Here is a 26,676-nt window from a genome sequence, read left to right on the forward strand (position 1 = left end):
AATCCCGCTTGCGGGATTCTCCGCCTGCGGCGGGTCGCTTTGGCGACATGATTCCTTATCGCCGCAGTGCGATCCTCGCGGAGCGTTTTTTATTTCATAGGACGCACTTTCCTATGAAATAAAAAAACAAAACCAGGTCTGAGATTCAGGCCTGGTTTTATTCACCTCATTTCATTTATAAAAAATAACAAATCATCTGCATAACCTGCTTTGTTAAAAAACAAAACAGACAGCCTGCTGCTGTGGGAATGAGAAAAGCTGCAAAAGTCCACTTAAGACTTCCTGTTTCCTTTTTAATTGTCAGGAGTGTCGTGGAACATGGCCAGTGCATCAATGAAAACAGCATCATACACAACGCCGTTGTCTGCGTCCATCCATTATGTAGTAAAAGCTGCCGAATGGTCTCCAAACTTCCGGTTTCTGTGATCATTCCCTGGGACAGATACGCCATAATCATTACCGGAACAACAATTTCATTGGCCGGAAACCCAAGAATGAAGGCTGCCAGAATTACGCCGTCCAAACCGATTATCCTGCCAAACGGGTCCAGCAGTGAAGTAAATCCGCCAAGCAGGGTCGTTTCTCCTATTGAGACGTTTGCCATAATCCAGATCAGCAGTCCTGCCGGTGCTGCCACTGCCGCCGCCCGTGCCAGCACAAACAGTGTTCTGTCAAAAATAGATCTGACTATGACCTTTCCGATCTGCGGTTTTCTGAACGGCGGCAGCTCCAAAGTAAAAGAGGCAGGAAACCCCTTGAGCATAGTTTTTGACAGAATTCCTGATACGGCCAGCGTCACGGCAATTCCTAACAGTATCATCAGTGTCAGCAGCACTGCCGACCCAACAGAGGCTCCAATTCCTTCCTTTGTTCCTACAAAAAACAGGCTGATCAGAAGAATTAAAGTCGGAAATCTGCCATTGCACGGCACAAAAGAATTTGTAAGAATGGCAATGAGCCTTTCTCTCGGCGAATCAATAATCCGGCATCCGACAATGCCTGCGGCATTGCATCCGAATCCCATACACATAGTCAGCGCCTGTTTTCCGCATGTACAGCACCGTTTAAATTGGCGGTCTAAATTATATGCTACCCTGGGAAGATAGCCTGCATCCTCCAAAAGTGTAAACAACGGAAAAAATATTGCCATCGGAGGCAGCATCACAGATACAACCCATGCCAAAACCCGGTAGACTCCTGAAAAAAGCATACTATACAGCCACGGAGGCATCCCTGCTGACCGGGAAAACTCTACGAGACGGTCTTCCAGCCAAAACAATCCTTTCGACAGCATCTCTGACGGATAATTCGCTCCGATGATCGTAAGCCACAGTACTACGGCCAGCAGCCCTATCATCACAGGGTATCCTGTTTTTCTGCTTGTTAATATATGATCCAGTTTACGGTCCCCCTTTGAATAATCCTTTGTCTGGTACACCACTGTATCTGCACATATTTTCTGAGCAGTTTTTACAAGTCCGAAAACAATCCTGTCATCAAGAAATTCTTTCCCATTTTCTGAAAGAAGTGCTTTTGCTTTTTCAACTGCCTGTTTGACATCTTCATCTTCTCCGATGTCTATCTGAAGACACTGTTCCAATTCCTGAAGCAGGGCAGAATCTCCTTCCAGAAGCATCAGTGAAGTCCATCGGGCCGGAAGCTTTCCCTTAGTTTTTACTTCTGCAGCCGGTTCAAGACTTCTAAGCGCCTCTTCCAGCTGGGTCTCATACTTCACTTTAAAAGCTTTTTTCTCCCACTTCCCTTCTGTTATATCATCAACTGCTTTCATCAGGTCTTCCAATCCTTCACCGCTCCTGGCTGCTGAGGCTACCACAGGAACACCTAATAGATCAGAAAGCTTTGCAGTATCAATGCAGATTCCCTTTTTTCTGGCTTCATCCATCAGATTGATGCATACGACAACCCGGTCTGTGATCTCTAAAGTCTGCAGAACCAGATTCATATTTCTCTCCAGACAGCAGGCATCACAGACAACGATCACCGCATCCGGTTTCTCAAAACAAATGAAATTTCTGGCCACCTCTTCCTCTGCAGAATGTGCCAGCAGAGAATAGGTGCCCGGAATATCAATCATCACATAAGAATTACGTTCTGTTTGACAGTAGCCCTGTGCATTTGCCACCGTTTTCCCGGGCCAGTTCCCTGTATGCTGCCTCATTCCAGTCAGATTGTTGAAGACTGTACTCTTTCCTACATTAGGATTTCCCGCTACAGCAACAATCTTATCCTTTGGGTTCTGTTTTCTCACATCCAGCCCCTGATCTACGGAGCTGATCCCTGTCGAATGACTGGTAAGTCCCATTGTAATACTCCCTTCTGCTTTAAATCCTTACAACAATATCTTTCAGGTCTTCTGAACGTATGGCAATGACTGCCCCGCGAATTAAAAAAGCGGCCGGATCCCCTGCCGGACTTCTCCCGACGCATTCTACCTTTGTGTCCTTGACTAAACCGATATCCAGAAGCCTCCTCCGGATGCTTCCTCTGGTCTTAAGTTCTTCTACCACGGCACTCTGTCCCGGATTCAATTCGTTTAAACTGCAATTCTGACTCATATATTTATTCACTCCTTAATAGAAATTAGGATAGGGAAACTTTATTTCTCAATGCTATTATATTGGGGGACAAAGAAAAGCGTTACAACATTTCATAAAAAGGATGGAGCCCATGGAACATAAGGAAGGATTTTATACACTGAAAGGATACCAAAAAGGAGAATCTGACAGTATGACAGCCTCAATGGAAGATTATCTGGAAATGATCTGCCGTCTGCTCCTGACAGAACAGGTCGTACGGGTCAGCCAGCTGGCACAGATGCTTCATGTCAAGCCTTCCTCTGCTTCAAAGATGGTAAAAAACCTCAAGGACAGCGGCTACCTTTTATCTGAAAAATATGGATATATCCGTCTCACAGATAAAGGAAAACAGGCCGGGGATTATCTTTTATTCCGGCACGATGTCCTGAACCGTTTTTTGTGCATGGTCAACCAAAGCGAAGATGAACTGGAACAAGTAGAAAAAATAGAACATTTTATCAATAAGAGAACATTATATAATTTAGAAAAATTTTTAAAGACATATGAAGATTAAAAAAACGGCAGAATATAATCTGCCGTTTTCATAATGAAGAAGTGTTTAGGTTTATTTTGGCTTACAGTCAAATGCAGGGTTAAATGCATAGAAGTTTTTAGAATCAAGATGGTCCTGAACTCTCCGAAGAGCCTCGCCGAATCTCTGATAATGAACAATTTCCCTCTGTCTCAGAAAGGCGATCGGATCTCTGACATCAGGGTCTTTGATCAGTCGCAGCAAGTTATCATAAGTTGTTCTGGCTTTCTGCTCTGCAGCCAAGTCTTCATTCAGGTCAGTGATCGGATCTCCTACAGACTGGAAGAAATCGGCTTTGAACGGTTCTCCACTGGCTGCCTGAGGCCAGATTCCGGTTGTGTGGTCTACATAGTATTGATCAAAGCCTGCTGCCTGTATCTGCTCCGGTGTAAGATCACGGGTGAGCTGATGGACAATAGAACATACCATCTCAAGATGGGCAAGCTCTTCTGTTCCGACATCGGTGAGAACACCGCATACCTCTTTATAAGGCATTGCAAACCTCTGTGACAGATATCTCATAGATGCACCCAGTTCACCGTTTGGTCCGCCATACTGGGTAATAATGACTTTGGCAAGCATAGGATCACATTTTTTGATGTTGACTTTATATTCTAATCGTTTCTCATAATTCCACATAGTCTAACATCCCTCCTTCTGCCAAGGCCATTTGGTCGTAGCCCAGGTAAATGTGTCAGTGATCTCTGCAGAATCAATGGTTAATGGTTCAAAGTATTGGGAATACTCTTTAACAGCCTTGTTTCTTGCACACTGATATTGATTAAAATGACTGATAGCTTCCTGATCATCCGGATGAGTGTCCAGATACAATGTTGTGTCGATCAATGCAAAACTAACTGCATCAATATAGCTTAAAAGTTTTTGCTGGTCATATTTATTCATCGTCTGCACCCCGCTTTCCCATAAAATGGTTTATTTAGTTCCGGGAAAATGGTGCCGCAGGCTAATCCTTCTTCAGGACAATAGACTTGATCCCAATGCTGCCAGGGTACATAAGCCATAGCAAGCGGCATAGAGTCGACACCATCGCGGCGGCGGCTGATATGATCTTTTTGTCTCATGTTTGCTCCGCATCCTCTGGTACGATCCATCTCATAAGGTTCAGGCTGTCCGCAAGAGCATCTTTGATGATTGTATTTTTCCAACGAAATATCTCCTTTCAATTCTGATAATATCAGTTTATGTGAACATCGTTAGAATGTGCAGAGCCAGGCTTAATTATATTATGAGATCAAAGTCATGAACGCCAAAAAAAGGATTGCCTATAAAAACAGGCAATCCCGGAAAAATTTATTAAATTTTATAAAACAGTCAGTGAAGGTGCCGTGTAAGCTCTTGTCTGAAGCTCTGCATCCAGCATATATAATCCCTTCGGATCGGTTCCGAACATTTCATACTTCTGGACGAGAGAGTCCGTATTGTTCTCTTCTTCCATCTGTTCCTTTACAAACCAATCCAGGAACTGCATACTCCTGAAATCCTTGCACTGATATGCTGCGTCATAGATATTGTTAATCAGTGATGTAACATACTGCTCATGTTCCAGAGCTGCCTTCAGAGGATCCACCGGCTGTTCATATACTTTGTCCGGCTGTGCTACAGCACTGAATGTCACCTTACTGTTGTTTGCCTGGAGATATTCCATAAATAAGATGGCATGATCTCTTTCTTCCTGTGCCTGGATCTTAAACCAGTTGGCAAACCCGTCTAAATTTTTCTCCACATAAAAATTGGACATATCCAAATATAGATAGGAAGAATAAAACTCCTTATTAATCTGGTCATTCATTAATTCTGCTACTTTTTCATTTAACATATGACTTCCCCTTTCTTTGGTAAAAACTGTTCTTTATTATCATAACGCAAATATGTAAAATTTTAAAGCGGCTTTCTCGCTTCCTCAAATTCTTCCTTCATCTCTTTGGTCGGCTCTTCTGTCAAAAGGCTGACTACGATAATCAGTAAGGAAGATACGATAAATGCAGGGAGGAGACAATAGATTTCAAAAATCCCGCCCAGTTTAGCCAGCGTGTAAGGCCATGCCAATGCAATCACGCCGCCGCTGACCATGCCTGCAACTGCACCTTTTAAATTGGTCCGTTTCCAGAAAAGAGAAAAAATAATCAGCGGACCAAAAGCTCCTCCGAAGCCTGCCCATGCATTTTCCACCAGCTTGAATACAGAACTGTTTTCGTCCAATGCCACAATCACTCCGATCACTGCGATGACAACGGTTGTAACTCTGGAAATAATGAGAATCTTTTTTTCAGATGCTTTTCTTTTAAAGAATCCCTGGTACATATTCTTCGCCACACAGGAGGAAGCGATCAGAAGCTGGGAGTCCGATGTACTCATAGTCGCGGCCAGAATTCCTGACAGGATAATTCCTGCAAAAAGCAAAGGAATGATCCCTTTAAATAAATGCATGGTCATATAGATAAAAATTCTCTGGTTTCCGCTTCCCGCAAGCTCCTGTACATTCGGGTAAAGTGCTGCTCCCGTAAATCCGATGCAGACTGCGACTGTCAGTGAGATCAGTACCCATATCATAGCAATTCTTCTGGACTTTTTAATTTCATTTATATTCTTAATCGCCATAAAACGTACAAGAATATGAGGAACTCCAAAATATCCGAGTCCCCATGCAAGTCCTGACAAAATCGGGATAACCCCCTGGGACACAGCATGTCCGGTGACCGGATCATGATATTTCATGACATCAAAAAATCCTTCCATGGTCTGCCCGTGTTCCACAATATTTCCGATGCCTCCCACAGCAGCAACTCCCACGATCAGCACGGTCACGATAGCAAAGGACATCAAAAGCCCCTGGATCAAATCTGTTGTACTGGCTGCAAGAAACCCTCCGATGGATGTGTAGATAACTATAACTGCGGCACAGGCGATCATACTTGCCTGGTAGTTAAGTCCAAAAACTGAATTAAACAAAGTTCCGCAGGCTGCAAATCCTGATGCTGTATATACAGTAAAGCATATCAGGATCATGACAGATGAAATGAGCATTAAAATGTTCTTATCATCTTTAAAACGGTTGCTGAAAAAGTCCGGTACTGTGATAGAGTTATTGGAAACCTCCGTGTACCGGCGGAGACGTTTTGCAACGATCTTCCAGTTTAAATAAGTCCCCAGGATCAGACCGATGGCTGTCCATCCGGCCTGGCTGAAACCGGACGCATAAGCAAGCCCCGGAAGTCCCATCAAAAGCCAGCTGCTCATGTCAGATGCCTCAGCGCTCATGGCAGTTACCCAGGGCCCCAGTCCTCTCCCTCCAAGGAAGTAATCCTCGGATGTCTTATTCTTTTTGCTGTAAATCACTCCGATGTAGACTACCATTGCCATGTAGGCGATCATGGCGATTAAAATTGGTGTTTTCATATGATTTTCTCCTCTTTGTCAAAATATAAGACCAAGCCTTTTGACTTGGTCTTTTTCGGATAATATTATATCACAGGTCTGACAACCCGCGCAATTACTATTTTCAGTACCTTTTTTCCGGCATAATGACTGCCGCCACAATATAGGCCACTATCCCGGTTCCTGAACATCCTAACAGAACAGCTCCCAGACGGACCAAGGTAGGATCCACGTCAAAATATTCTGCAATACCTCCGCAGACCCCGCAGATCATTTTATCCTCTCTGGACTTATATAACCGTTTACTGCTCATAAAAACTCCTCCTTATATATTGTTTAAAAAGTTTATGTCGATGTTTCCGCTTCCGCAGTCCACATCAATCGACTTGTTTCCGCTGCCCCAGGCCCCCTTTTTGTTATCGTGTTCCAGTTCATGGCCGTCAAGTGTCACATCTCCGCTTCCCACAGTAATATCATATCTGTAATTTTCCCTGCTGTCCCATACATCTGCTTCGATGTCTCCGCTTCCGCATGAAATATCGATCACATTGGACTGAATGCCGCTTAAATTGATATCTCCGCTTCCGCACTGAACCTTCATGCTTTTGGCCGCCAGTTCCTGAGAGACGAAATCTCCGCTTCCCACGTCCAGCCGGAAGGTGTCCAGGTTCACATCCTTAGGTATGCTTAAAACTGCTCCCTCGTATCCATAGTCAAAGAAAAAATTTCGCGAAACTGTGGATCTTGATTCTATGACCAGTTCATTCATACTCTCATTCCACTGAGACTGAAAGAGCTTCCGCTTTCCTTTGGTTTTGAGAACAATCTGGCTTCCTTCACCTCTGACAACCGAAAGGTCCCTGCTTCCGACGGATATTTTCAGATGCTTTACTTTGTCTTTCGGAAATTGTAGTGTCTCTGCAGTTGAATTTTCATCCCGGTTTGTGTATCCGTTTACTCTGTCTCTGACATAATAATAAGTATCTGTGAAGGAAAACCCCATTGCTGCCGCTGCGATTATGCATCCTGTTCCTGCAACAGTAAAGATCAGACATAGGATGAGACAGATCTTATAAAATTTCTTCATATCTTTTCTCCCCCTTTATGAAATATACGCTGAAACAGGTTTACAATTCCCCTGATACACGGCGGGATCACTTTCACTAAAATCCATACGAACAGTATGCAGAACAGAAGACCTACTGCCATCATGATCAAACCGCCTCCGCTCATCATAAGCCCCGCAGGAAGATGAGTAAACATTTTAACAATTCCGGCCGCAAACATACCGAAACCTCCCGCTAAAAGGCCTACACTTACACCCGCCACCGCAGAAACGATTCCGAAAAACACTCCGAAAATACCGACAGCGGTTCCTCCTACAACTCCGATCATCGGAAGTCCCAGTACAACTGCACCGATAATCAGCATAATAATCAGGACAAGATTCCGGTCCCGGTTTCCTTTAAAATGAAAACCTGATCTCTCTTTTGCTTTTTCCGGCATTTTTGTGTTTTCATCGTATCTTTGATTGTGATATCCCTGTTCTGTATATTCGTGCTCCCCTGTTGTTCCTTTCAAAGAATCACGGATCATCACGGCTACCTTTTCCGGGCTTCCCAGTTCTTCGATCACCTGCTGTTCCCTTTCCGGTCCTGCCTCCTCAAAATAATCCGCATAATATCCAATTGCATCGTCCCGTTCTTCCGGCGAAATGTCCTGAAGCAAATATGCCAGTCGGTCCAAAAATTCCTCTCTAGTCATGGACTGCCCCTCCTTCAAATATTTTCGTAATCTTAAATGAGTACGATTTCCACTCTGACTTATATAAATTCAGCTGAATCATACCCTGGCTGGTCACTTTATAGTACCTGCGGTTTCTCCCGTCACACTGTCTGTCATACACCTCAAGACAGCCTTCTTTTCTGAGTCTGCGCAACACGGGATACAAAGTAGACTCTGATACATCCAGGACTTTTCTTACATCCTGGGTAATCTTATACCCATAGGATCCTTCTTCTTCTTTTGAGACTACTGCCAGAACAATGGCGTCCAGCAAAGCAGCTCCTGTATTAAATACCATAGACACGCTCCCATATTATAAATTTTTCAATACTATATGATATATAATATACTCATTTTTATAATATGTCAATCAAAAAGGAGCTGATCTGCATTTCCGTTCACACACTCCATGCAGCAGCTCCATTTCTGAATTGTTCCGGTATTTAGTTTTTTTGGATGGTTAATATTGTGTCTTTTATTTTATTCACTGTTTTATCTTTCTGAATTCCTGTTATAAAAGAAGTGACATTGATAACGGGACAATGCATTTCATCCCGGTAATTATTTGTCACAAAAATGATATCCATACCGTCAGAATATGACGAAAGTTCTGACATGGAACATTTTGTAATCTGTACACTCACTCCCAGTTCATCAAAAATTTCCTGAATATTATTTGCCGCAACTGTAGAAGTTGCAATTCCGCTGCCGCATGCTACTATAACTTTGACCGGTCTGTTCATAGCTCTCCCTCCTATGTGACTACAGTATATATATTTTATTATACTATAACTGCAGCCGAACATAAAGCCGGAGAAACTGTTTATGGTTTCAGCATAATCTTAAAACCTTCTCTGCTTTCGGCCTTCTGAAATGCTTCTTTCCATTCTTCCAGAGGGTATTGTGCACTGATAAAGCTCTCAAATTCATCATGATACTCCCACAGCAATGTTAAGGCTTTGTGCCAGTCCTTTGGGGCAGATGAGCATGAAGGAAGGATTTTTATTTGTCTTCGGAAAACCTCATCCATAGGAACTGCATAGCCTTTTCCTGATTCATCAACCGCTCCGGCAATGACCCTCCCCAGTTTTTTTACTATATCAAGTGCCTTAAGAAAGACTTTTTCATTTCCAACTGCATCAACCGCCAGGTCCGCTGGTCCGCCAAAAAAGTTATCTATATTTTCTAATAAGTTCTCATCATTGATAAAACATTGAATTCCGTTTTCTTTCAAAACATTCATCCTGTGCCGGGAATGCCTTGTCCCAACTACCACAGGAACCGCTCCGTTAGCTTTGGCCAGTACTGCACAGCATGCCCCGATCGGCCCCGGCCCAAAGATAACTGCCTTCTCTCCTCTTCTGATTTCTCCTATTTCTTCTACGATTCTCACAGAACATGCCAAAGGCTCTGTCAGCGCCGCCGTTCTCAAAGATACTTCCTCTGGAATCCTGATGGCATTTTTCGCAGGGCATACCAAATATTCTGCAAATGCTCCGTTCAGATCGGATCCAATACCTTTTCTTGAACTGCACAGCCCCCAGTTGCCCGTCAGACAATATTCACAGGTTCCGCAGTTATCTACCATTGTATGGTAAATAACCCGGTCTCCAACCTCAATATTTGTGACAGCACTTCCCTTTTCCCAAACAATTCCGCTTGATTCATGTCCCGGGATCACCGGAGGTTTCAGTTTGCTGTCCAGGCCTGAACAATCCCTTCTGAACATTTTAATATCAGATCCGCAGATCCCTGCATAGGCCACCTTTATCTTAATCCAGTCATCCCTTGGAATCTGTGGTTCAGGGAGATCCATAAGTACCATATCTTCTGGTCTGCCGCTGATTCTCTTTATTCCTCTCATATCACTTTGCCAGCCTGTAAATTTCCCGGATATCCTGTTCACAGAGTGTCACAAAATGTCCCACACAGCGTCCCTTGCACAGAAAATCCATATCTTTTTCTTCAACACCAAGTTCATCCAAAGTCACAGGCATACCTAATGACTGAAAGAACATTTTTGTTCTCCTGATTCCCTCCAGCGCTGTCGACTCCTGGTCAAAGGGATCGTTTTTTACATTCCATACTTCCTCCGCATAGCGCACAAATCTTGGAATGTCATGCTGGTATACATATTTCATCCATGCCGGACAAATGGTTGCAAGCCCTGCCCCATGGGCAGAATCATACAGTCCCCCGATTACATCCTGTATCATGTGGCTGGCCAGATCAATTTCACGGCCCACTCCGCAAATGTCGTTATGGGCAATCACGCCTGCCCACATGATTTGCGCTCTTGCCTCATAATCATCCGGTTCTTTCATAACAATCGGCCCATACTTTATCATGGTGCGCAGAACACCCTCACTCAGCTGATCCGTCAGCTCTGTCCCCTTTGTATTTGTAAAATAACGTTCGATCACATGCATCATAATGTCGGTAATTCCGCATGCCGTCTGGTATTTGGGAAGGCTAAAGGTAAGTTCTGGATTTTCAATCGCATATGCAGGACGAAACACTTCACTGTGCAGTCCGACTTTTATGTTGTTTGCCTCATCCTTCAGCAGACATGCCTCCGATCCCTCACTTCCGGACGCCGCAATTGTAACGATAGCTCCAATCGGAAGTGCCCTGTCAAACGGGATATTGTTTTGGAAATGTGCCCAAAAATCATCCTCACACAATACTCCCGCTGCCGTTGCCTTCGCTGTGTCAATACAGCTCCCTCCGCCGATGGCAAGGACAGAATCCACCTTTTGAGCTTTTGCAGTTTCAATGCATTCCAAAGCATAATCCAGTCTTGGATTGGCCTTTACTCCTCCCATTTCTACATAGTCAATTCCTTCTTTCTTTAATATTTCCTTTACCCTGTCAAGAATTCCTGATTTTAATTCAGGACCGCTCATATGAAAAATCATTACTTTTTTAGACTGAATCCTTTTGAGAAGTTTTCCCAGTTCGTTTTCTGAGTTTTTCCCAAAGCAGAACCTTGTAGGGCTGTAAAATGTAAAATTGTCCATCGTATCTCCTTTCCTAATCCATCCATTCTTCTTGAAACAAAGCTTCCAACTCATCACAAGCCATCGTCTTTGCAGTTTTAAGAAGCATTTCATTCTGAACGGTGCCTATAATTTTATTCAGCATCCCAAGCTGATCCCCGTCCGACTCCAATGCCATATTAAATACAAACTCTGCTTCCGTCTGCCTGGAGTCATCTTCCATTAAAGAAAATGCCACTGGTTTTCTGAGCCTTAATACACACACCGCCGGAGATTTTACATGGACAGCATCTGTATGAGGAATCGCTACCGGAATCAGAGTGTCTAATCCTGTAGGAAATTTCTTTTCTCTTTGTACACATCCTTCATAAAAAGTTTCTTTTACACAGCCCTCCTTATATAATTTTTGAAAAGTAAGCATCAGCGCCTGTTCTTGATTTTCTGCATCTCCTTCTATTACATAAACCTTTTTTATCATGCTTGTTCCTCACTCTCTGTTCTTCGTGAAATTGACAAGGGCCGGACTTTATATCCAAAGTCCGGCCCATCCTGTCTTTCTACTCTGTAATGCCGCTGACCTCCTTAAAAATGGAGGAGGAAAACTCCATAAATTCTTCCGGCATAGATTTTACATTGCCCCGCGTCCCTATATTTAAAAACAATTTACAGTTTCTTTCAATATTATCACTGGCCAGCAATGCGTCATCCATATTTTTGCCCACACCGATGGCTCCGTGGTTTGACAACAACACACCGCCTTTTTGCCCGATGGTCTCCCTCGCAAACTTTGCAAGTTCCGGACTCCCCGGAGGAGCAAATCCGGCAATGTCCATATCTCCGCCGAGTCCAAAAGCTGCCTCAATATCAACAGCCGGAATCCTGTCAATTCCCTCAATACTGGCTGCTGCTGTTGCGTATGGAGAATGGGAATGTACAATCGCTTTTACATCTTTTCTTTCCAGATATATTCCGCGATGCATTGTAAACTCAATCGACGGCTTTTTATCTCCTTCTACAATATTTCCGTCCAGATCTGCCACAACCAAATCCTTTTCTTCCATGATATTATACGGATAACTGGACGGTGTAATAACAAACAGATTCTCTCCTTCTACAATGGAAGATACATTTCCTGCCGTTCCAAGGACATATCCATTTCCGGAAATAATCTTACAGGCACGCACAACCTCTGATTTTGCTTTTTCTAATGCTTCCGACATTTTTTAACCTCCAAATCAATCCCAGTTGACCGCATTTTTAATTCCTTCCTGTCTTCCATGAGCCTCAACAGCCTCAATAAGCTGCTCCCATGGATATTCATTTGTGACAAATGTATCGACAGGTATTTCTCCGTTAATAATCATATCTGCTGCCATCTGCACATGTCTTGGAGTTGTGTGATAGAATCCTGTCATGGTAATACCGTCATAGTGGATTCTGTGTGTATCAACCGTAATCGTGGTGCCTGCTTTACATCCTCCGAACAGATTGACAAATCCCGCTTTGCGCACAATATTTATCGCATTTTCCCATGCAGCCGGCTGTCCGGAAGCATCAATGGCAGAATCTGCACCCCTTCCCTCCGGAGTTAATGCACGGATCTCCTTTACCGGGTCCTCCACATCCGTCAGATTAAATATAATATCTGTTCCCAGTGATTTGCTGACTTCCAAACGGTCTTCACTGTAATCTGCGTGAATTACCTTTGCCCCTTTTTTCTTCATAAGCATTGCGATCATAAGTCCGATCGGGCCTGCCCCCAAAACAACTACATAGTCTCCAAAATGTACCGGAGTCATGTCCGCACCATAAACCGCACAAGAAAACGGCTCTACCAGTGCTGCTGCCTTATATGGAACCTCATCCGGAATATGAAACAGATTTGTTCTGACAATCTGGTCCGGAACAGCAACATACTGAGAATGGCCTCCCTTAATACGCACCAGGGACTCACATTCCCCGTCATTCCTGCCGATCTTGCAGTAATAGCAGCTTCCGCATGGTGCCGTATTGTGTGTTACCACCCGGTCACCGACTTGAAAACCTTCTACATTCTTTCCTACTTTTACAATTTCACCCGCTACTTCATGCCCGAATGTAGCACCTGGTTTTTCACCCGGATAACCACGTTTATATGTTTTAACATCAGTCCCGCAGGTCAATGTAACCTTTGTCTTAATCAGAACTCCCTTATCATCAATTTCCGGAACCGGAACCTCTACAAATCTTACATCTAACGGTGCATACCATAATGCTGCTTTCATTGTTGCTGGAATCTCACTCATAACTTACCTCCTAATTTAAATTGAATTGAATATAAATAAATATTTATCTGCATGCAATAAATAAATACTACCTAAATAAGCCCTGCAATTTTTGCAATAATCGCAATAATTACGTTATAAACCGTATCGCAGACTGTGCCGACTACCTGAGCCCCTCCGGACAAATCCATAGTTCCGGCCGCTTTTACCACAAGCGTCGTAAGGCCTGCCATAAAACTCATCGCAATCAGTTCATATACTGTAACCATAATTGCCGAAATCAATGTTTTCAGCACATTTCCTTTGGACGCCCACGAAGAAACTGTTGTTGTATAAACCATTCCCCCTACCAGGCCGATTGGAAAGAAATTAACTCCCGGAACAATAAAGCCCAGTGCTATTGTAATCGGAATCATAATAACAGCTGTCTGAATGGCACAAGAATCACCGAGACCTAATGCTACGTCCATTCCGATATTAATGTCATATTCATTTCCAAGCTTCTTCTGCATAAACTCTGAAGCTGCCTGTCCGATAGGCCCCAGTCCCTCCAGCAGTACGGATACCATTTTGGGAAGGAGAACAATCGCTGCCGCTATAGAGATGCTGATCGTCAGTGTATTTGCCGCTGATTGTTTCGTAATAATACACAAGATAATCCCAATTACGAAACTCATGACTGACGTATCTCCAAAAATCCCCAGCTTTTTACTGAGCGTATGTAAATCAAATTTTGTATCTTTGATTCCAGGAATCTTATCCAGGACCCAATTGGTCATTTTAGCAATCGGATATGCCGTGACCATAGCGAACTGTGTTGTGACAGCAGTCCCTTCCTGTCCGAAATAATCCTGCCAGCTGTCTGCTGTTGCATCTGCCACCTTCAGAACAATGACTGAGCAGACCAGCGCAACTGCTGTCCCTGCAATCCCCGCCGCAATCACGGAAGCACCTCCCAGCCGCATCGGATAATACACCATACATGCGGTGATCAAAAAATGCCAGTAATTCCACAGATCTACGTTTAAAGTTTTTGTAAACCGGACTCTCACCAAAATAAAGTTCAAAATAAAACCAAGCGGAATTACCAGTACTGCAAACGGTGTAGACCATCCTGCGGCGCCGAGTGCCGGCCATCCTCCGTCAATAACCGTAAACCCGCTTCCAAGATTCTGGTAATAACCCGAAATGTTCCCCATTGCGCTTGTAAGTATTCCGAGAGCCGTATTGATCCCAAGAAAGCCAATACCCACCATAAGTCCGTTTCTGATTGCTTTTTTTATTCCTATTCTGAAATAAAGGCCCAGCACAGCAATTACAAACGGCAGCATTGCGGAAGCCCCAACATCTGAAATAAATTTTACAACTGTATTAATCAGTTCCATTTAATCCTCCTTTACACCCTTTCGTCATCCATTGATTTTTTCATTCAGACTTGTAACAATATTCTTGATTTCTTCTATTTTTTTGTCTTTTCTTATTCCTGTCAAAAACGCCGTGACATTTACAACCGGACACGAAATCTCTTCTCTGTAGCAGTTTGTTACAAAAACAATATCCATTTCATCTGCTTTCTCTGATATTTCCGGAACAGTGCCTTTGGTGATTTTCACATCAATCTTAAGTTCCTGAAAAATATCCAGAATTGCATTTGCCGCTACTGTTGAGGTTGCAATACCGCTTCCGCATGCCACCATCGCTTTTATTTCTCTTGCCATAACTTCACCTCCTTATATTTTTGATATGATTGTTTCATTTTTTAACCATTTTCTCCAGTTAATGAATTATTTTTGTCGTTTTACTGATTCTTTTGATTCAATCTTAGTCCTGTTTTCCGTATTTGTCAACCTTTTTTCTCAAAAATATTCATTTTTTTGATTTATTTATATCATTTTGAATATAATATTGACATCTTTGTGTCATTTTAGTATGATAGAACTATAAAGAAAGGAAAAATTATGGCAAAAAAAGAACAGCGGTTAAATAAATTATTATCTTATATTAAAACGTATGAATATGTACCGATTCCCCAGTTAATGAATGAATTTAATGTTTCAAAATCCACAATTATCCGGGATCTGGCTGATTTGGATGAACAGCATCTGATTGAAAGAATCCACGGCGGTGCCCGGGCACTTTCCGATGACCGGATCACTAAATTCAACATCAGGGAAAAAGTGAATGAAAAAGAAAAGGCTTCTATCGTCCGGTCTGCAGCAGAACAGGTTAAGGACAATGACACAATTTATCTTGATACAGGCTCCACTTGTTTTCTTCTCTATAAAGAGATCACTGCAAAAAATATCACTGTCTTTACCCCTAATCTGGCGATTATACATTATGGACCCCGTTCCAACGTGACGCACATATATGCATTGGAAGGAGAAGTATCGACATCCAACTACTCATTAACCGGAAATCTGACTCTTGAGAATATGAAGAGAATCTATCCTGAAAAGATTTTCTTTTCCGCACTGGGGCTTCATAACCACCATAATCATGAAATACAGTGTGCAAATGAGATCCAGATGAGTACCATCAGAATCATTTGTGAAATGGAAGGATATAAAGTACTCATACTGGACTCATCAAAAATCGGCCTTCATAAAGCTTTTCAGGGAAATTCTATCCGTGATATAGATTTGCTGATTACAGATTCCAAAATCTCATCTGAGGATGCCGAAAGTATCCGGAATAATGCAAAAGAACTTCTTATCGCCGATGTATAAATGTTTTATGGAAGTACAAAGTGGGCATGCCCACCTCATCTCCCCAAACCCCTCATTCTTTGAGGGGCTTGTTCACTTTACGCACCAAATGCAATTTGCCACAGGGAAATAATTTCTCTATGCATTTGTGCGCATCCTGCACGGAGAACTTTCCTATGGAATAAAAAAAGAGCTTATTCAGGTTTCAATAATAAACTCTGAATAAGCTCAAAAATTTGATTTACTTTAAAACTGTTTTCAACTGATTTACTGCTTTTTTGCTGGCCTTGCTTTTCAGATCCTGGTAATCAAAAAATGCGAAGCCGTCTACTTTATATTTTCTTCCATACTGCACCTGCTTTTTCAGCACTTTGGTGTCACTCTTCCATTCCTTCCGCTCGGCACGGTTCTGTCCTACGTTGTGTCCGGCACGGTAAACACCGATTCCTATGTACAGTTTTACTTTCTTTTTCTTTGCCGCCTTTACCCAGCGTCTCGTCACCTTGTCAAAGGCTGCGGTCGGATGCTTAAATCCCCAGTACACCTGCGGACAAATATAGTCCACGTAGGCTGTGGAATTCAGCCACTTATAAATATCCACATAATATGAATACTTGCTTGTGAGATTGTCAATATTCCCCGCCGGACTGATGCCGTAGGTCACATTCGGATCCACCTTTTTAATCGTCTTTTTCATCCTTTTGACCAGGTTATTAACCTGTGCCCTTCGGTAAGTGTAGATGCTTTTTTTCTTCTTTTTGTAGGAAGACTTATTGTACTCTTTCGCATCAAACGCTTTCTTTACATTCTTTTTTGTAAAGCTTGGATAAAAATAATCATCCATATGGATACCGTCTACATCATACTTCTGCACGATTTCTTTTGCACCGTTGACAATCAGGTTCTGGACTGCTTTTTTTGACGGATTGTAATAAAGGCTTCCTCCGTAAGATAAAACATTTCGCCGTGTGGATTTTTTGTTGTGCCACTTTCTGGCCGGATTATTTTTAGAAAGCTTTTTATAATTGGTGCTTCCCTTTGTCACCCGATAAGGATTGACCCACGCTTCGATGGCCATTCCTTTGGAGTGCGCCACAGACACCATAATCTTTAACGGATCATATCCAGGGCTCCTGCCCTGTTTTCCTGAAATATATTTGGACCAAGGGAAATACTTGGACTTATAGATGGCATCGCCGAACGGCCTCACCTGCACGATGACACGGTTCATACCCAGACTTTTCCCTTTGTTGATGACTTTTGTAAAATACTTCTTAAAGTTTGCGGCATTGTTCTTTTTATAAGCGTCACGATACTCATCGTAATCATAAAAAGAAAACCAGAATGCCTTGTATTCCTCTGATATATTGCTCTTCTTTGCCTGTTTTTCTGTCTCGGTCACAGCAGTTTTCGGCTGCACCTTTGATATCTGGTTTCTTCTCTGTGCGGCACGCACAACTGCCTCACTGCTCAGGCTGACAAACATGGCACTGGCAATCAGCCACGCTGTCAGGCGCAGAAGTCTAACTTTTGTCTCTTTCATGCTCTGTGATCCTTCCCTTCCCATATATGCTTTTCTCATCTTTGCTGTACTGTCATCTCCATTGTATGAAGAATTTTCCAGCTTGTCAATGAAAGAATCTTATTGCTCGGACAGCATGTTCAGCTGTTCATAAAAAGTAGGATATGACACATCAACACACTCTGCATCCTCGATCACGGTCACGCCGTCAGCATTGATTCCTGCTATGGAAAATGTCATAGCAATCCTGTGGTCATACTTACAGTATACAGAGGCTCCTTTCAGAGGGTTTCCACCCCGGATGATCATCCCGTCTTCTGTAGCTTCTGCGTCCACGCCCATTTTGACCAGATTGTCTACTGTAAGGTCAATCCGGTTGGATTCCTTCACCTTAAGCTCTGCTGCATCCCTGATCACCGTCTCTCCCTCTGCAAATGCCGCCATCAAAGCAATGACAGGAATTTCATCGATCAATGCAGGAATCAGTTCCCCTCCTATCTCAGTTCCTTTCAGTCTGCTTGTCTTTACCGTAATATCTGCTGTCGGCTCCCCGTTATCATCCTTAACATTGGATAATGTAAGGTCTGCCCCCATAGCTTCACATACTTTTAAGATCCCGTTTCTTGTAGGGTTGATTCCGACCTGCTTTAATGTGATACAGGAATCCGGTGTCACAAGGCCTGCTGCGATAAAAAACGCTGCGGAAGAAATATCTCCCGGAACTGCAATATCCGCAGCCGTCATCTCTTCCGGAGGTGTCAGCACAGCCGTTGTTCCTTCCGACGTCACCTCAACCCCAAAGGACTGAAGCATCAGCTCTGTATGATTTCTGGACAGTGCAGGTTCTGTGACACTGGTCTTTCCGTCCGCATAAAGTCCTGCCAAAAGCACTGCAGATTTTACCTGGGCTGATGCCACCGGCGAATTATAATGAACAGCTTTCAGGGGTCTTCCGCTGATCCTGAGCGGCGCACATCCGTTTCCGCTGATACTTTCGATATCTGCTCCCATCATGGCAAGAGGCTTCATAATCCGGCCCATCGGACGTTTATTTAAAGACTCGTCTCCTGACAAAGTAACTTCAAAATCCTGTCCGCTTAAAATACCGGAGATCAGCCGGGTTGTTGTCCCGCTGTTTCCCACATCCAGCTGCTTTTCCGGTTTTTTCAGCCCATGGAGGCCGTTGCCGTGAACTGTAACATTGGTTCCGTTCTGTTCGATCTGAACTCCCATTGCCCGGAAGCAGTCTATCGTTGCAAGACAGTCAGCCCCGGAGAGAAAATTTGTGATTTTTGTGGTGCCCTTTGCCAGAGAGCCGAACATGACAGCTCTGTGGCTGATGGATTTATCTCCCGGTATTGATATGGTGCCGTTTAATCCTTTTACTTTTTTCAGTTTCATTGTCAGTTCCTTTCATATACACTGTAATTTTTATCCTGCAGTATCTCCCTGGCGCGTTTCGCAGAGACATCGTCATAGAGCATGATCTTTAAGACACCCTCTTCAAATTCACGGTTATGGATAATACCGATATTTTTAATACTGATATTATTCAATGCCAGCAGGGTTGTTGTTGTAGACAAAGTTCCCGGTTCATCCGGAATATCAACAAAGATTTCATAGGACTTCTCCATAAGTCCCACCGCACTGTCCGGCACCGTTTCCCTGTATTCCCCCGCTTCTTTAAAATATTGGTTCAAATATTTGCGGTCACTCCTGTCCAGGGCATCGATCATTCCCGTGATACTGTCCTTGATCTGCAGCAGAATCTCTTTAATATTTTCCTTGTTTGAAAGACTGATCTGTTCCCACACAACCGGAGATGATGATGCGATTCTCGTAATATCCTTAAATCCCCCTGCTGCCAGCTGCTTTAGTATCCCGTCCTCGGTATCCATATCCTTTACTGTATGTACAAGCTCAGCCGCCATAATATGCGGAACATGGCTGATAGCCGCTGTGAAAGCATCATGGCGTTTTGCATCCAGCAAAATAGTCAGGGCCCCTAATTCCTCAATAAATGCGGTGAATTCTTTTACCTTTTCTTCACTGACTTTTCCGGTCGGCGTGATAAAATAGTAGGCATTTTCAATCAAGCGGTCAGAGCTGTAGGAAAATCCGGCTTTCTCTGAACCAACCATAGGATGTCCCCCGATAAAACAGGACTCCATGTTCAGTTCCTTCACTTTGTCATGTATCCCGCCTTTTACGCTGCCCACATCTGTCAAAATACAGCCTTCTTTAATATATGGCTTCAGCTGTTCCAAAAACTGAAGATTGTGCTGTACCGGTGCACATAAAAATATATAGCTGCATTCGGCAAAATCACTTTTGATCTCAGAAGCAGCTCTGTCGAGAACTCCCTCCTCCACAGCATTTTCCAGGGCTTCTTTGTCTGTATCATATCCGATTACTGTATAATTGGGAAATACCCGGCGTATGTTTTTGGCAATGGAACCGCCGATGAGCCCAAGCCCGATAAAACCGATTGTAAAATTCGTCTCTGTTGACATATAGATCGCTCTCCTTATGTTGATTCATATTCCGCATTCTGTGCCCTTGTTCAGGCGTGCTTTGCACGATTAAGCTTTATTTTACCGTGCTGCCTCCCAAAAGTCAACACATCGTCACTTTAAAGTAACAAAGCGGAAAATTCCTGCATTGACCGTGAAGTAAAAATGATTTATGATAAGTATGTAAAAATGTCCGCAAAAAAGGAGAAACCCATGTTTGAAAAAGCAATTATCTTTGCAGCGAATGCCCATTCCGGCCAGAAGCGAAAAGGAACGAATATTCCGTTTATGATCCATCCTCTGGAAGTCGCCTCGATCGTTGCCGGTATTACACCGGATGAAGAGATGATGTGCGCCGCGGTTCTCCACGATGTGATCGAAGACTGCAAAGATGTGTCCAGTGAAGACATCCGCAGAGAATTCGGTGACAAAGTAGCGGATTATGTTCTGATGGAAAGCGAAGATAAAAGCCGTTCCTGGATCGAAAGAAAGAGCCATACGATCGACTTTCTAAAGCACCGGGCCAAGCGTCCTGCCAAGGTCATAGCCCTTGGGGACAAGCTTGCCAATGTCCGTTCTCTGGCCAGAGACTATAAGCTTCTGGGGGACGAGCTGTGGCAGCGTTTTAATATGAAAGATAAAAACATGCAGGGATGGTATTATAAAAGTATGATCGAATGCTTTGAAGAATTCTCTGATTTTCATGAATATAATGAATACTGCTGTCTTGTAGACCAGGTATTTAAAGACACTGTGGATATAGACCCTTCCGTATATTAAAAACAACCCACCCTCCCAGCATTTGGGAGGGTGGGTTGTTCTCGGCAGAGATACCCCATCAAATACGGCTATCCTAAAGCCACATCCAATATCATCATAATCAGAAACCCTGCCATGACACCAAGGGTTCCTGTATGGGAATGTTCTCCCAGATGGGCTTCCGGAATCAGTTCTTCCACTACCACATAGATCATAGCACCCGCAGCGAACGATAAAAGCCACGGCATATACATGCCAAGTCCTTTCGCTGCAAGAACGGCCAGGACCCCAAAAATAAATTCTACAATTCCTGACAGTGCCCCATAAACAAAAGACTTAAATCTTGAAAATCCTTCCCTTCTAAGCGGAAGCGAGATCGCTGCACCTTCCGGAAAATTTTGAATCCCGATGCCTAAAGCCAAGGCAGCTGCAGCGCTGAAACCCGCACCGCCGTGTCCGCTTGCCACAGCAAAGGCTACACCCACAGCCATTCCTTCCGGTATGTTGTGCAGAGTCACTGCCAGCACAAGAAGTGTCGTCCGTTTAAAGGAAGAAGAAAGACCTTCCGGATTCTTCTCTCCCAGATGCAGATGCGGCATAAGCCGGTCCATCAAAAGCAAAAAGCCTCCTCCGAGCATGAAACCTCCGGCAGCCGGAATCCAGCCAATCTGCCCGTTGGCTTCTGCCTCCTCGATAGCCGGGATCAGCAGTGACCATACAGAGGCCGCAATCATGACTCCCGCGGCAAACCCAAGAAAAATCCTCTGCATATTTGCATGAATATCGCTTTTCAGGAAAAATACAGTGGCGGCACCCAGCGCTGTCATCAAAAATGTAAAGCCTGTACCGGCAGCCGCCCATTTCAAAGCTTCCATATAACTTTTCCTTTCTTTATCAATGTATCATCATATGTTCATTTATATAATTAAAATAAGCCATACCTTAAGATATGACTTATTATTTCATATATTTTTATTATATGCAATCCTGCCGAAAACATAAAGTCCTTTATTGGGTCAATTTTTTCAAAAGTTCAGACAGTTCCGACATATTTTTTATCACATAATGGGCTCCGGCATTTTTGAACGTCTCCTTTACTTTTCTGCAGGCCATTTCCTTCTGTGAATCTGTTAATTCTGCATACTCTTCTTCCGTCATTCCCATCTCAGAGCTTCCTTCTACTACACCCACAGAAATGACACCTGCGTGCCTTGCTTCTTTGATGTCAGAAACTGTATCTCCGATCTTTACCACGTTTTTTACAGAAGAAACTTTCAAGGCTTCCAGATTCTTAAAAATCATATACGGATACGGACGGCCGATTCCCCCGGCAGAATCCGGTGAAAACCATGCATCCGGCTCATATCCCTGTTCTTTTGCACCTTTTGCCACAACTTCCATCATTGCGTCTGTATATCCTGTGGTGGAACCGATTTTAATCCCTTTTTCCCGGAGCATATTTACAGTTTCAAGAACATATGGTTTGATTTTTGTAAACTGATCTAAAATATCCATAAGCTTAGATTCAAAAAGATCATACATCTGTTTTACATCATCCTCGCCGGGCCGGGTCCCATGTTCTTTCACCCACAAGCCATGAATCCGGGGCATGGAAAGCATAGTTCGGATATGGTCTATTTTCAGCATTCCCATTGGCTCTCTGACTTCATCCATTGTCGGCTCAACACCAAAATGTTTAAACACCTCCGCAAATGCCTGCACCGGAGCAAAGCATCCGTAATCAACTGTTGTTCCTGCCCAGTCAAATATAACTGCCTCTATACCTCTGCTCATTTTTGTCTCTCCTTTAAAAATTGCTCCATGATCTCAGAAAGTTTCTCAATATCCTCAGGATATATTTCTCCTATGGTACCGATCCGGAAAGTTTCAGCTTCTGTCACTTTTCCCGGATAGATTGCATATCCCCGCTCTTTGATATAATGATACATCTGGCTGAACGTAAAATCTGCTTCTTCCGGATAAAAAAATGTAGTGATAACAGGACCCTGATGTGTGCTGTCTATGTAAGGTTCAATTCCCATGGCGCGGAATCTCTCAATCAGGATGCGGTTGTTTTCCTTATAACGCTCTGCCCGCTTCTCAATTCCGCCCTCCTGTTCAAGTTCCTCCAGCGCTTTTGCAAATGCCAGAACTGTGTGGGTAGGAGATGTAAATCTCCACTTTCCGTCCCTGTGCATCGTCTCCCACTGTTCATAAAGATCCAGGGACAGACTTCTTGCTTTACCCTTGCTGTTCATCAATTTTTTCTTGTCAGCAATAATGAAAGAAAAGCCCGGCACACCCTGAATACATTTATTTGCACTGCTGATAAGAAAGTCAATTCCCAGTTTCCCAACCTGGATGTCCACTCCTCCGAAACTGCTCATAGCATCCACAATAAACGTTTTATGATGTCCTTTCACAACGGAAGATACAGAAGCGATATCATTGAGTATTCCTGAAGTTGTCTCACTGTGCACCATAGCCACGTGGCTGATTTCCGGATCATCACTCAGAATTTTTTCCACCGCCGCCGCGGAAGGAATTGTCCGGTAATCTTCCCTGTAGATTTTATACGGTATTTTAGCATGAGCCGCGATGTTCTCCATCCGTTCCCCATAAGCGCCGTTGGCAATAATCAGAAGCTTGCCGTCCTCACCAATCACACTGGTAATCACAGATTCCACGCCAAAGGTCCCGCTGCCCTGCATGAGGACGGCTGTGTAATCGTCCTCTGAGACATGGGCCAGGGAAAGCAGCTGCTTTCTGATTTTTTGTGTTATATTTTTGTAATCGTCATCCCAGGTGCAGTGGTCAAAGAGCATTTCTTTTTTTACTGTATCCGAAGTAGTCAGCGGTCCGGGAGTTAATAGCTTGTACTGATTCATCTTATACCTTCCTCTTATTTCGCACTTTCTGATAATTCCTGATGTTTTTCCAGCAGATCCAAGGTAAGCTTTTCTTTAAATACTTTTGGGTTTCCTGATTTATTTTCGCTGGATTCTTTCTCACCATTGTAGATTGGAATCGGATATGTTTTGATCAGGTCAGCTCTTCCTTTTTTAATAATGCACTCTGCCATTTCCTGAGCAAGTTTTTTCTTATCGCTGTCTTTTTTGTCAACGACTGCCACACACTCGGTCAGAGAAAAGTTTCCTTCTTTCGGATCCACGTAATCAATCGGAAGTCCGTCTTTTTTGTCTGCCACAGCCTGCTGTCTTAATCCAAATCCGATCGCTACTTCTCCTGCACGCACTTTTTTGATCGGAGCAGATCCTGAATCCTCAATATGGTCTCCTGCATTCTGATAAATATCGTGAAGAATGGATTTTGCTTCTTTTTCTCCGTATTCAGATACCAGCCCCTGAATCAAAAGCCATGCGGTAGATGATGCTTTTACATCAGTCACAGATATGTAACCTTTATATACCGGCTTTGCAAGATCTTTAATAGAAGTTGGTTTCGGAAGTTTTTTCTCCTTCATGACTTCAGTATTCAGGATCAATGTACCTTCCTGTGCCGTAATCGGAGATTCATATTTCTGGAAGTCATCTTCTTTCTGCAGGTTCCTGTCAAATGTAAGGTCCGTAAACATCTTATTTTTATCCTGGGCACTTTCAATATAGAACGTACTCATCGTTACCATATCTGCCTCTATTTTTTTACCTTCTGCCACCAGTTTTCCGCCAAGCTCTGATGTGCCGAATGTCTGAAGAATGTATTTTCCTTCGTATCCGTTTCCATCCAGTGCCTTTTTCATAGCTTCCACTGCTTCGTCATCCGCATTGGAATAGATGACAACCTGATCATCCTGCTTTTTACTGGAACATCCTGAGGCAAGAACCCCTGCTGCCGCCAGCATAGCAGCCATACACATCACAGATGCTCTTTTTAACCATGTCTTTCTCATAAACTTCTCTCCTTATTTTTTCTAATATGTAATTTAAAGAACTGTTTTACTGTGCCTCTTTCCGTCATCTCCGCCAGTTTTGTAAAGATAAATTTTCCTGTGATATTGGTAGCAAGAATGAGAAGCGAAAGCACAAACACTTCGTTAAATTTGTTATAATACTGCAGCTCTTTGATCTTTGTCGTGATGACCATCGTCCTGGCTCCCGCAATAAAGATCACAGCGCTGATTGTTACCATCGCATTAATGAAATAATAGCTGAACACTTCAATAATCGTGCTCAGTGCATTGGGTGTTACAATCCTCAAAATCGTTTTTGCCCAGCTGTCTCCCATGAGCATTGCGGTTGTTTCCCATGATGCATTCATTTTCCCCAGCGAACTTTTCATCATCAGGTACGGTGTAGAGAAAAAGTGAATCACGTTGCAGATGATAATCAGCAAAAATGTATTCTGAAGGCCGGTACCTGTAAACAGGAATAAAAATGCAAGGCCAAGTACCATTCCCGGTATTGTATTTGTCACCAGTGCAATTCCCTCAATGACCTCCTTTGCTTTGACGCTTATTTTGCTCCTTGCGGTCACAAGAGCACTTCCGTAGGCGGCCAGGGTACCCAGTGCAGCCGTAGCTGCGGCAACAAACAGCGAATTCGTGTAGACGTTGGAAAGGTTCGGGTCTTCAAAAACATTTCTGAAATTGGCCATGGTAAAATTCAGCCGGTACGGCCATTCCTCCACAAAGGGGATCACGAAGATAACCGCAAAAACGGACAGGATACTAACAATCAGCAGGATACCCGCTCCTCCGCAAATCACGTCTCTGGCTTTGTTCTTTTTTAATTCTATATTCGAAATTTTGTTGTACCTGATCTGGTATTTTTCTAAAATCTTCAGCACAGTGATGCTGACCACAGAAGGAACCAGCATGACAACAGCCACCACCGCTCCGTTCTGGAAATTTGGAATGCTTCCGAGCATCTCGCTGTAAAGCAGTGCAGCCACAGTCTGAAACTTTCCTCCCACTGCCGCTGGGATACCAAAATCCGTAAAGCTTAAAAAGAAAGACTGAATAACGGAGGCAGCCAATGTGCCCAAAAGCGGACGCAGCACTGTCATTTTAAAATTTGCAAGCGGGCTGTCTCCCATGACCCTTGAGACTACCATGTACTTTTTGTCGATATATCCCATAGTGTTGTTGATCAGCATAAACGAGATAGGAAGTGTATAGATCACATAGCCCATCAAAAGTCCATTGATGCCGTAAATATGAAACAGCTGACGGCCAAACAGGCGGGTCAGCAGGCCCTGTTTTCCGAACGAATAGATAATGGCAAAGCCATAGGTAATCGTGGGAAGAAACATGGGAAGAACTGCTGCCCCTTTGATAAGCGTTTTTATCTGGCGGGGTATATTGGTATAATGGATCGTGTAGGCCAGAAAAAAAGCAAGCAGTGTAGTGAGCACCGCGCTGAGCCCTGCTACTCCGAAACTGTTTTTCAATATCTCAAAAAAGTCTCTCCCTGCAAATACGGCCTGAAAATTTTGTAAGGTCAGCCCGCCCTGCTCTGTTGTAAAAGATTTCATAAGGAGCTGTACCATCGGTATTGCCAAAAATGACAGAAAAATGACCATGATGCCGGCAAATATAATTTTAATCTCTTTTTCTTTTCTATGTTTCATCTTATATTTACC

Annotated in this window: 30 protein-coding genes; 3 read left to right on the forward strand and 27 right to left on the reverse strand. The window is 43.4% G+C overall.

Features of this window, described 5'->3' with window-relative positions; genetic code table 11:
- Positions 1 to 175: 175 nt before the first annotated feature.
- Both feoB and KH180_RS14490 read right to left on the reverse strand, forming a co-directional pair.
- Entirely contained in the window at positions 176 to 2,323 is a 2,148-nt protein-coding gene (feoB, locus tag KH180_RS14485) for a ferrous iron transport protein B (RefSeq protein ID WP_290761536.1), read from the reverse strand.
- Between the two features lie 19 nt (positions 2,324 to 2,342).
- The gene (locus KH180_RS14490) at positions 2,343 to 2,576 is read right to left on the reverse strand and encodes a FeoA family protein (protein WP_290761538.1); all 234 of its coding nucleotides are present in this window, start codon (positions 2,574 to 2,576) and stop codon (positions 2,343 to 2,345) included.
- Between the two features lie 112 nt (positions 2,577 to 2,688).
- On the opposite strand from KH180_RS14490, the gene KH180_RS14495 reads away from it, so the two are divergent.
- Complete coding sequence (locus tag KH180_RS14495) at positions 2,689 to 3,111, forward strand: metal-dependent transcriptional regulator (protein ID WP_290761540.1); 423 nt, start codon at positions 2,689 to 2,691, stop codon at positions 3,109 to 3,111.
- A gap of 51 nt (positions 3,112 to 3,162) precedes the next feature.
- Here the strand turns inward: KH180_RS14495 and KH180_RS14500 are convergent, their stop codons facing one another.
- From KH180_RS14500 to KH180_RS14580, 17 genes are all read right to left on the reverse strand, one after another.
- The gene (locus tag KH180_RS14500; RefSeq protein WP_290761541.1) at positions 3,163 to 3,768 is read right to left on the reverse strand and encodes a manganese catalase family protein; all 606 of its coding nucleotides are present in this window, start codon (positions 3,766 to 3,768) and stop codon (positions 3,163 to 3,165) included.
- Positions 3,769 to 3,771: 3 nt separating this feature from the next.
- Positions 3,772 to 4,032, reverse strand: a complete 261-nt coding sequence (locus tag KH180_RS14505; RefSeq protein WP_290761543.1) for a spore coat protein CotJB — start codon at positions 4,030 to 4,032, stop codon at positions 3,772 to 3,774.
- The gene (locus tag KH180_RS14510; protein WP_330624580.1) at positions 4,029 to 4,295 is read right to left on the reverse strand and encodes a spore coat associated protein CotJA; all 267 of its coding nucleotides are present in this window, start codon (positions 4,293 to 4,295) and stop codon (positions 4,029 to 4,031) included. The genes KH180_RS14505 and KH180_RS14510 overlap by 4 nt, the downstream gene beginning before the upstream one ends.
- Positions 4,296 to 4,450: 155 nt before the next feature.
- Entirely contained in the window at positions 4,451 to 4,966 is a 516-nt protein-coding gene (locus tag KH180_RS14515) for a ferritin (protein ID WP_290761545.1), read from the reverse strand.
- A 62-nt stretch (positions 4,967 to 5,028) separates the two neighbouring features.
- A complete protein-coding gene (gene putP / locus KH180_RS14520; RefSeq protein ID WP_290761547.1) occupies positions 5,029 to 6,546 on the reverse strand; it encodes a sodium/proline symporter PutP in 1,518 nt (505 codons plus the stop codon).
- Between the two features lie 103 nt (positions 6,547 to 6,649).
- A complete protein-coding gene (locus KH180_RS14525) occupies positions 6,650 to 6,838 on the reverse strand; it encodes a PspC domain-containing protein (RefSeq protein ID WP_290761549.1) in 189 nt (62 codons plus the stop codon).
- Between the two features lie 12 nt (positions 6,839 to 6,850).
- Positions 6,851 to 7,612 carry a DUF4097 family beta strand repeat-containing protein gene (locus KH180_RS14530; RefSeq protein ID WP_290761551.1) on the reverse strand — a complete coding sequence of 254 codons (762 nt, stop codon included), beginning with the start codon at positions 7,610 to 7,612 and terminating at the stop codon, positions 6,851 to 6,853.
- Positions 7,609 to 8,289 (reverse strand): DUF1700 domain-containing protein, encoded by a 681-nt coding sequence (locus KH180_RS14535; protein WP_290761553.1) that lies wholly within the window; start codon positions 8,287 to 8,289, stop codon positions 7,609 to 7,611. Before KH180_RS14535 ends, KH180_RS14530 begins: the two co-directional genes overlap by 4 nt.
- Positions 8,282 to 8,608, reverse strand: a complete 327-nt coding sequence (locus KH180_RS14540; protein ID WP_290761555.1) for a PadR family transcriptional regulator — start codon at positions 8,606 to 8,608, stop codon at positions 8,282 to 8,284. The genes KH180_RS14535 and KH180_RS14540 overlap by 8 nt, the downstream gene beginning before the upstream one ends.
- A gap of 145 nt (positions 8,609 to 8,753) precedes the next feature.
- Positions 8,754 to 9,053, reverse strand: coding sequence for a PTS sugar transporter subunit IIB (locus KH180_RS14545; RefSeq protein WP_290761557.1), 300 nt, complete (start codon positions 9,051 to 9,053; stop codon positions 8,754 to 8,756).
- Positions 9,054 to 9,133: 80 nt separating this feature from the next.
- A complete protein-coding gene (locus tag KH180_RS14550) occupies positions 9,134 to 10,174 on the reverse strand; it encodes a zinc-dependent alcohol dehydrogenase (protein ID WP_290761560.1) in 1,041 nt (346 codons plus the stop codon).
- A 1-nt stretch (position 10,175) separates the two neighbouring features.
- Positions 10,176 to 11,330, reverse strand: coding sequence for an iron-containing alcohol dehydrogenase (locus tag KH180_RS14555; protein ID WP_290761561.1), 1,155 nt, complete (start codon positions 11,328 to 11,330; stop codon positions 10,176 to 10,178).
- Positions 11,331 to 11,343: 13 nt separating this feature from the next.
- A complete protein-coding gene (locus KH180_RS14560) occupies positions 11,344 to 11,787 on the reverse strand; it encodes a PTS sugar transporter subunit IIA (RefSeq protein ID WP_290761562.1) in 444 nt (147 codons plus the stop codon).
- Positions 11,788 to 11,866: 79 nt separating this feature from the next.
- A complete protein-coding gene (locus KH180_RS14565) occupies positions 11,867 to 12,529 on the reverse strand; it encodes a class II aldolase/adducin family protein (RefSeq protein WP_290761563.1) in 663 nt (220 codons plus the stop codon).
- Between the two features lie 15 nt (positions 12,530 to 12,544).
- Positions 12,545 to 13,594 (reverse strand): alcohol dehydrogenase catalytic domain-containing protein, encoded by a 1,050-nt coding sequence (locus KH180_RS14570; protein WP_290761565.1) that lies wholly within the window; start codon positions 13,592 to 13,594, stop codon positions 12,545 to 12,547.
- A gap of 71 nt (positions 13,595 to 13,665) precedes the next feature.
- On the reverse strand, positions 13,666 to 14,958 hold the full coding sequence (locus KH180_RS14575) for a PTS transporter subunit IIC (RefSeq protein ID WP_290761567.1): 1,293 nt from the start codon (positions 14,956 to 14,958) through the stop codon (positions 13,666 to 13,668).
- Positions 14,959 to 14,982: 24 nt separating this feature from the next.
- Positions 14,983 to 15,291, reverse strand: coding sequence for a PTS sugar transporter subunit IIB (locus tag KH180_RS14580; protein WP_290761569.1), 309 nt, complete (start codon positions 15,289 to 15,291; stop codon positions 14,983 to 14,985).
- A 240-nt stretch (positions 15,292 to 15,531) separates the two neighbouring features.
- On the opposite strand from KH180_RS14580, the gene KH180_RS14585 reads away from it, so the two are divergent.
- Positions 15,532 to 16,302, forward strand: coding sequence for a DeoR/GlpR family DNA-binding transcription regulator (locus KH180_RS14585; protein ID WP_290761570.1), 771 nt, complete (start codon positions 15,532 to 15,534; stop codon positions 16,300 to 16,302).
- Between the two features lie 220 nt (positions 16,303 to 16,522).
- Here KH180_RS14585 and KH180_RS14590 read toward each other — a convergent pair whose 3' ends face one another.
- The 3 genes from KH180_RS14590 to KH180_RS14600 all read right to left on the reverse strand — a co-directional run bounded on the left by KH180_RS14590 (position 16,523) and on the right by KH180_RS14600 (position 20,316).
- Entirely contained in the window at positions 16,523 to 17,824 is a 1,302-nt protein-coding gene (locus tag KH180_RS14590) for a glycoside hydrolase family 10 protein (RefSeq protein WP_290761571.1), read from the reverse strand.
- A 99-nt stretch (positions 17,825 to 17,923) separates the two neighbouring features.
- Entirely contained in the window at positions 17,924 to 19,204 is a 1,281-nt protein-coding gene (aroA, locus tag KH180_RS14595) for a 3-phosphoshikimate 1-carboxyvinyltransferase (RefSeq protein ID WP_290761572.1), read from the reverse strand.
- Between the two features lie 2 nt (positions 19,205 to 19,206).
- Entirely contained in the window at positions 19,207 to 20,316 is a 1,110-nt protein-coding gene (locus KH180_RS14600; RefSeq protein WP_290761573.1) for a prephenate dehydrogenase, read from the reverse strand.
- Positions 20,317 to 20,529: 213 nt separating this feature from the next.
- On the opposite strand from KH180_RS14600, the gene KH180_RS14605 reads away from it, so the two are divergent.
- Positions 20,530 to 21,096 (forward strand): HD domain-containing protein, encoded by a 567-nt coding sequence (locus KH180_RS14605; protein ID WP_290761575.1) that lies wholly within the window; start codon positions 20,530 to 20,532, stop codon positions 21,094 to 21,096.
- Between the two features lie 68 nt (positions 21,097 to 21,164).
- Here KH180_RS14605 and KH180_RS14610 read toward each other — a convergent pair whose 3' ends face one another.
- The 5 genes from KH180_RS14610 to KH180_RS14630 form a co-directional block, all read right to left on the reverse strand.
- Entirely contained in the window at positions 21,165 to 21,950 is a 786-nt protein-coding gene (locus tag KH180_RS14610) for a ZIP family metal transporter (protein ID WP_290761576.1), read from the reverse strand.
- A 133-nt stretch (positions 21,951 to 22,083) separates the two neighbouring features.
- The gene (gene phnX, locus KH180_RS14615) at positions 22,084 to 22,869 is read right to left on the reverse strand and encodes a phosphonoacetaldehyde hydrolase (RefSeq protein ID WP_290761577.1); all 786 of its coding nucleotides are present in this window, start codon (positions 22,867 to 22,869) and stop codon (positions 22,084 to 22,086) included.
- Positions 22,866 to 23,963, reverse strand: coding sequence for a 2-aminoethylphosphonate--pyruvate transaminase (gene phnW, locus KH180_RS14620; protein WP_290761579.1), 1,098 nt, complete (start codon positions 23,961 to 23,963; stop codon positions 22,866 to 22,868). Before phnW ends, phnX begins: the two co-directional genes overlap by 4 nt.
- A gap of 14 nt (positions 23,964 to 23,977) precedes the next feature.
- Complete coding sequence (locus KH180_RS14625) at positions 23,978 to 24,985, reverse strand: extracellular solute-binding protein (protein ID WP_290761581.1); 1,008 nt, start codon at positions 24,983 to 24,985, stop codon at positions 23,978 to 23,980.
- Positions 24,982 to 26,664 (reverse strand): ABC transporter permease subunit, encoded by a 1,683-nt coding sequence (locus KH180_RS14630; protein ID WP_290761583.1) that lies wholly within the window; start codon positions 26,662 to 26,664, stop codon positions 24,982 to 24,984. The genes KH180_RS14625 and KH180_RS14630 overlap by 4 nt, the downstream gene beginning before the upstream one ends.
- Positions 26,665 to 26,676 lie beyond the last annotated feature (12 nt).

The organism is Anaerostipes sp., assembly GCF_018381315.1.
Taxonomy (GTDB): domain Bacteria; phylum Bacillota; class Clostridia; order Lachnospirales; family Lachnospiraceae; genus Anaerostipes.

Coding starts and splice junctions, on each gene's coding strand:
- KH180_RS14600 (WP_290761573.1), bottom strand. CDS start 20,316: ATGTCAACAGAGACGAATTTTACAATCGGTTTTATCGGGCTTGGGCTC.
- KH180_RS14565 (WP_290761563.1), bottom strand. CDS start 12,529: ATGTCGGAAGCATTAGAAAAAGCAAAATCAGAGGTTGTGCGTGCCTGT.
- putP (WP_290761547.1), bottom strand. CDS start 6,546: ATGAAAACACCAATTTTAATCGCCATGATCGCCTACATGGCAATGGTA.
- phnW (WP_290761579.1), bottom strand. CDS start 23,963: ATGAATCAGTACAAGCTATTAACTCCCGGACCGCTGACTACTTCGGAT.
- KH180_RS14525 (WP_290761549.1), bottom strand. CDS start 6,838: ATGAGCAGTAAACGGTTATATAAGTCCAGAGAGGATAAAATGATCTGC.
- KH180_RS14570 (WP_290761565.1), bottom strand. CDS start 13,594: ATGAGTGAGATTCCAGCAACAATGAAAGCAGCATTATGGTATGCACCG.
- KH180_RS14500 (WP_290761541.1), bottom strand. CDS start 3,768: ATGTGGAATTATGAGAAACGATTAGAATATAAAGTCAACATCAAAAAA.
- phnX (WP_290761577.1), bottom strand. CDS start 22,869: ATGAGCAGAGGTATAGAGGCAGTTATATTTGACTGGGCAGGAACAACA.
- KH180_RS14530 (WP_290761551.1), bottom strand. CDS start 7,612: ATGAAGAAATTTTATAAGATCTGTCTCATCCTATGTCTGATCTTTACT.
- KH180_RS14535 (WP_290761553.1), bottom strand. CDS start 8,289: ATGACTAGAGAGGAATTTTTGGACCGACTGGCATATTTGCTTCAGGAC.
- KH180_RS14550 (WP_290761560.1), bottom strand. CDS start 10,174: ATGAGAGGAATAAAGAGAATCAGCGGCAGACCAGAAGATATGGTACTT.
- feoB (WP_290761536.1), bottom strand. CDS start 2,323: ATGGGACTTACCAGTCATTCGACAGGGATCAGCTCCGTAGATCAGGGG.
- KH180_RS14580 (WP_290761569.1), bottom strand. CDS start 15,291: ATGGCAAGAGAAATAAAAGCGATGGTGGCATGCGGAAGCGGTATTGCA.
- KH180_RS14545 (WP_290761557.1), bottom strand. CDS start 9,053: ATGAACAGACCGGTCAAAGTTATAGTAGCATGCGGCAGCGGAATTGCA.
- KH180_RS14515 (WP_290761545.1), bottom strand. CDS start 4,966: ATGTTAAATGAAAAAGTAGCAGAATTAATGAATGACCAGATTAATAAG.
- KH180_RS14495 (WP_290761540.1), top strand. CDS start 2,689: ATGGAACATAAGGAAGGATTTTATACACTGAAAGGATACCAAAAAGGA.
- aroA (WP_290761572.1), bottom strand. CDS start 19,204: ATGAAACTGAAAAAAGTAAAAGGATTAAACGGCACCATATCAATACCG.
- KH180_RS14585 (WP_290761570.1), top strand. CDS start 15,532: ATGGCAAAAAAAGAACAGCGGTTAAATAAATTATTATCTTATATTAAA.
- KH180_RS14590 (WP_290761571.1), bottom strand. CDS start 17,824: ATGAAAGAGACAAAAGTTAGACTTCTGCGCCTGACAGCGTGGCTGATT.
- KH180_RS14630 (WP_290761583.1), bottom strand. CDS start 26,664: ATGAAACATAGAAAAGAAAAAGAGATTAAAATTATATTTGCCGGCATC.
- KH180_RS14540 (WP_290761555.1), bottom strand. CDS start 8,608: ATGGTATTTAATACAGGAGCTGCTTTGCTGGACGCCATTGTTCTGGCA.
- KH180_RS14555 (WP_290761561.1), bottom strand. CDS start 11,330: ATGGACAATTTTACATTTTACAGCCCTACAAGGTTCTGCTTTGGGAAA.
- KH180_RS14505 (WP_290761543.1), bottom strand. CDS start 4,032: ATGAATAAATATGACCAGCAAAAACTTTTAAGCTATATTGATGCAGTT.
- KH180_RS14575 (WP_290761567.1), bottom strand. CDS start 14,958: ATGGAACTGATTAATACAGTTGTAAAATTTATTTCAGATGTTGGGGCT.
- KH180_RS14610 (WP_290761576.1), bottom strand. CDS start 21,950: ATGGAAGCTTTGAAATGGGCGGCTGCCGGTACAGGCTTTACATTTTTG.
- KH180_RS14490 (WP_290761538.1), bottom strand. CDS start 2,576: ATGAGTCAGAATTGCAGTTTAAACGAATTGAATCCGGGACAGAGTGCC.
- KH180_RS14605 (WP_290761575.1), top strand. CDS start 20,530: ATGTTTGAAAAAGCAATTATCTTTGCAGCGAATGCCCATTCCGGCCAG.
- KH180_RS14560 (WP_290761562.1), bottom strand. CDS start 11,787: ATGATAAAAAAGGTTTATGTAATAGAAGGAGATGCAGAAAATCAAGAA.
- KH180_RS14625 (WP_290761581.1), bottom strand. CDS start 24,985: ATGAGAAAGACATGGTTAAAAAGAGCATCTGTGATGTGTATGGCTGCT.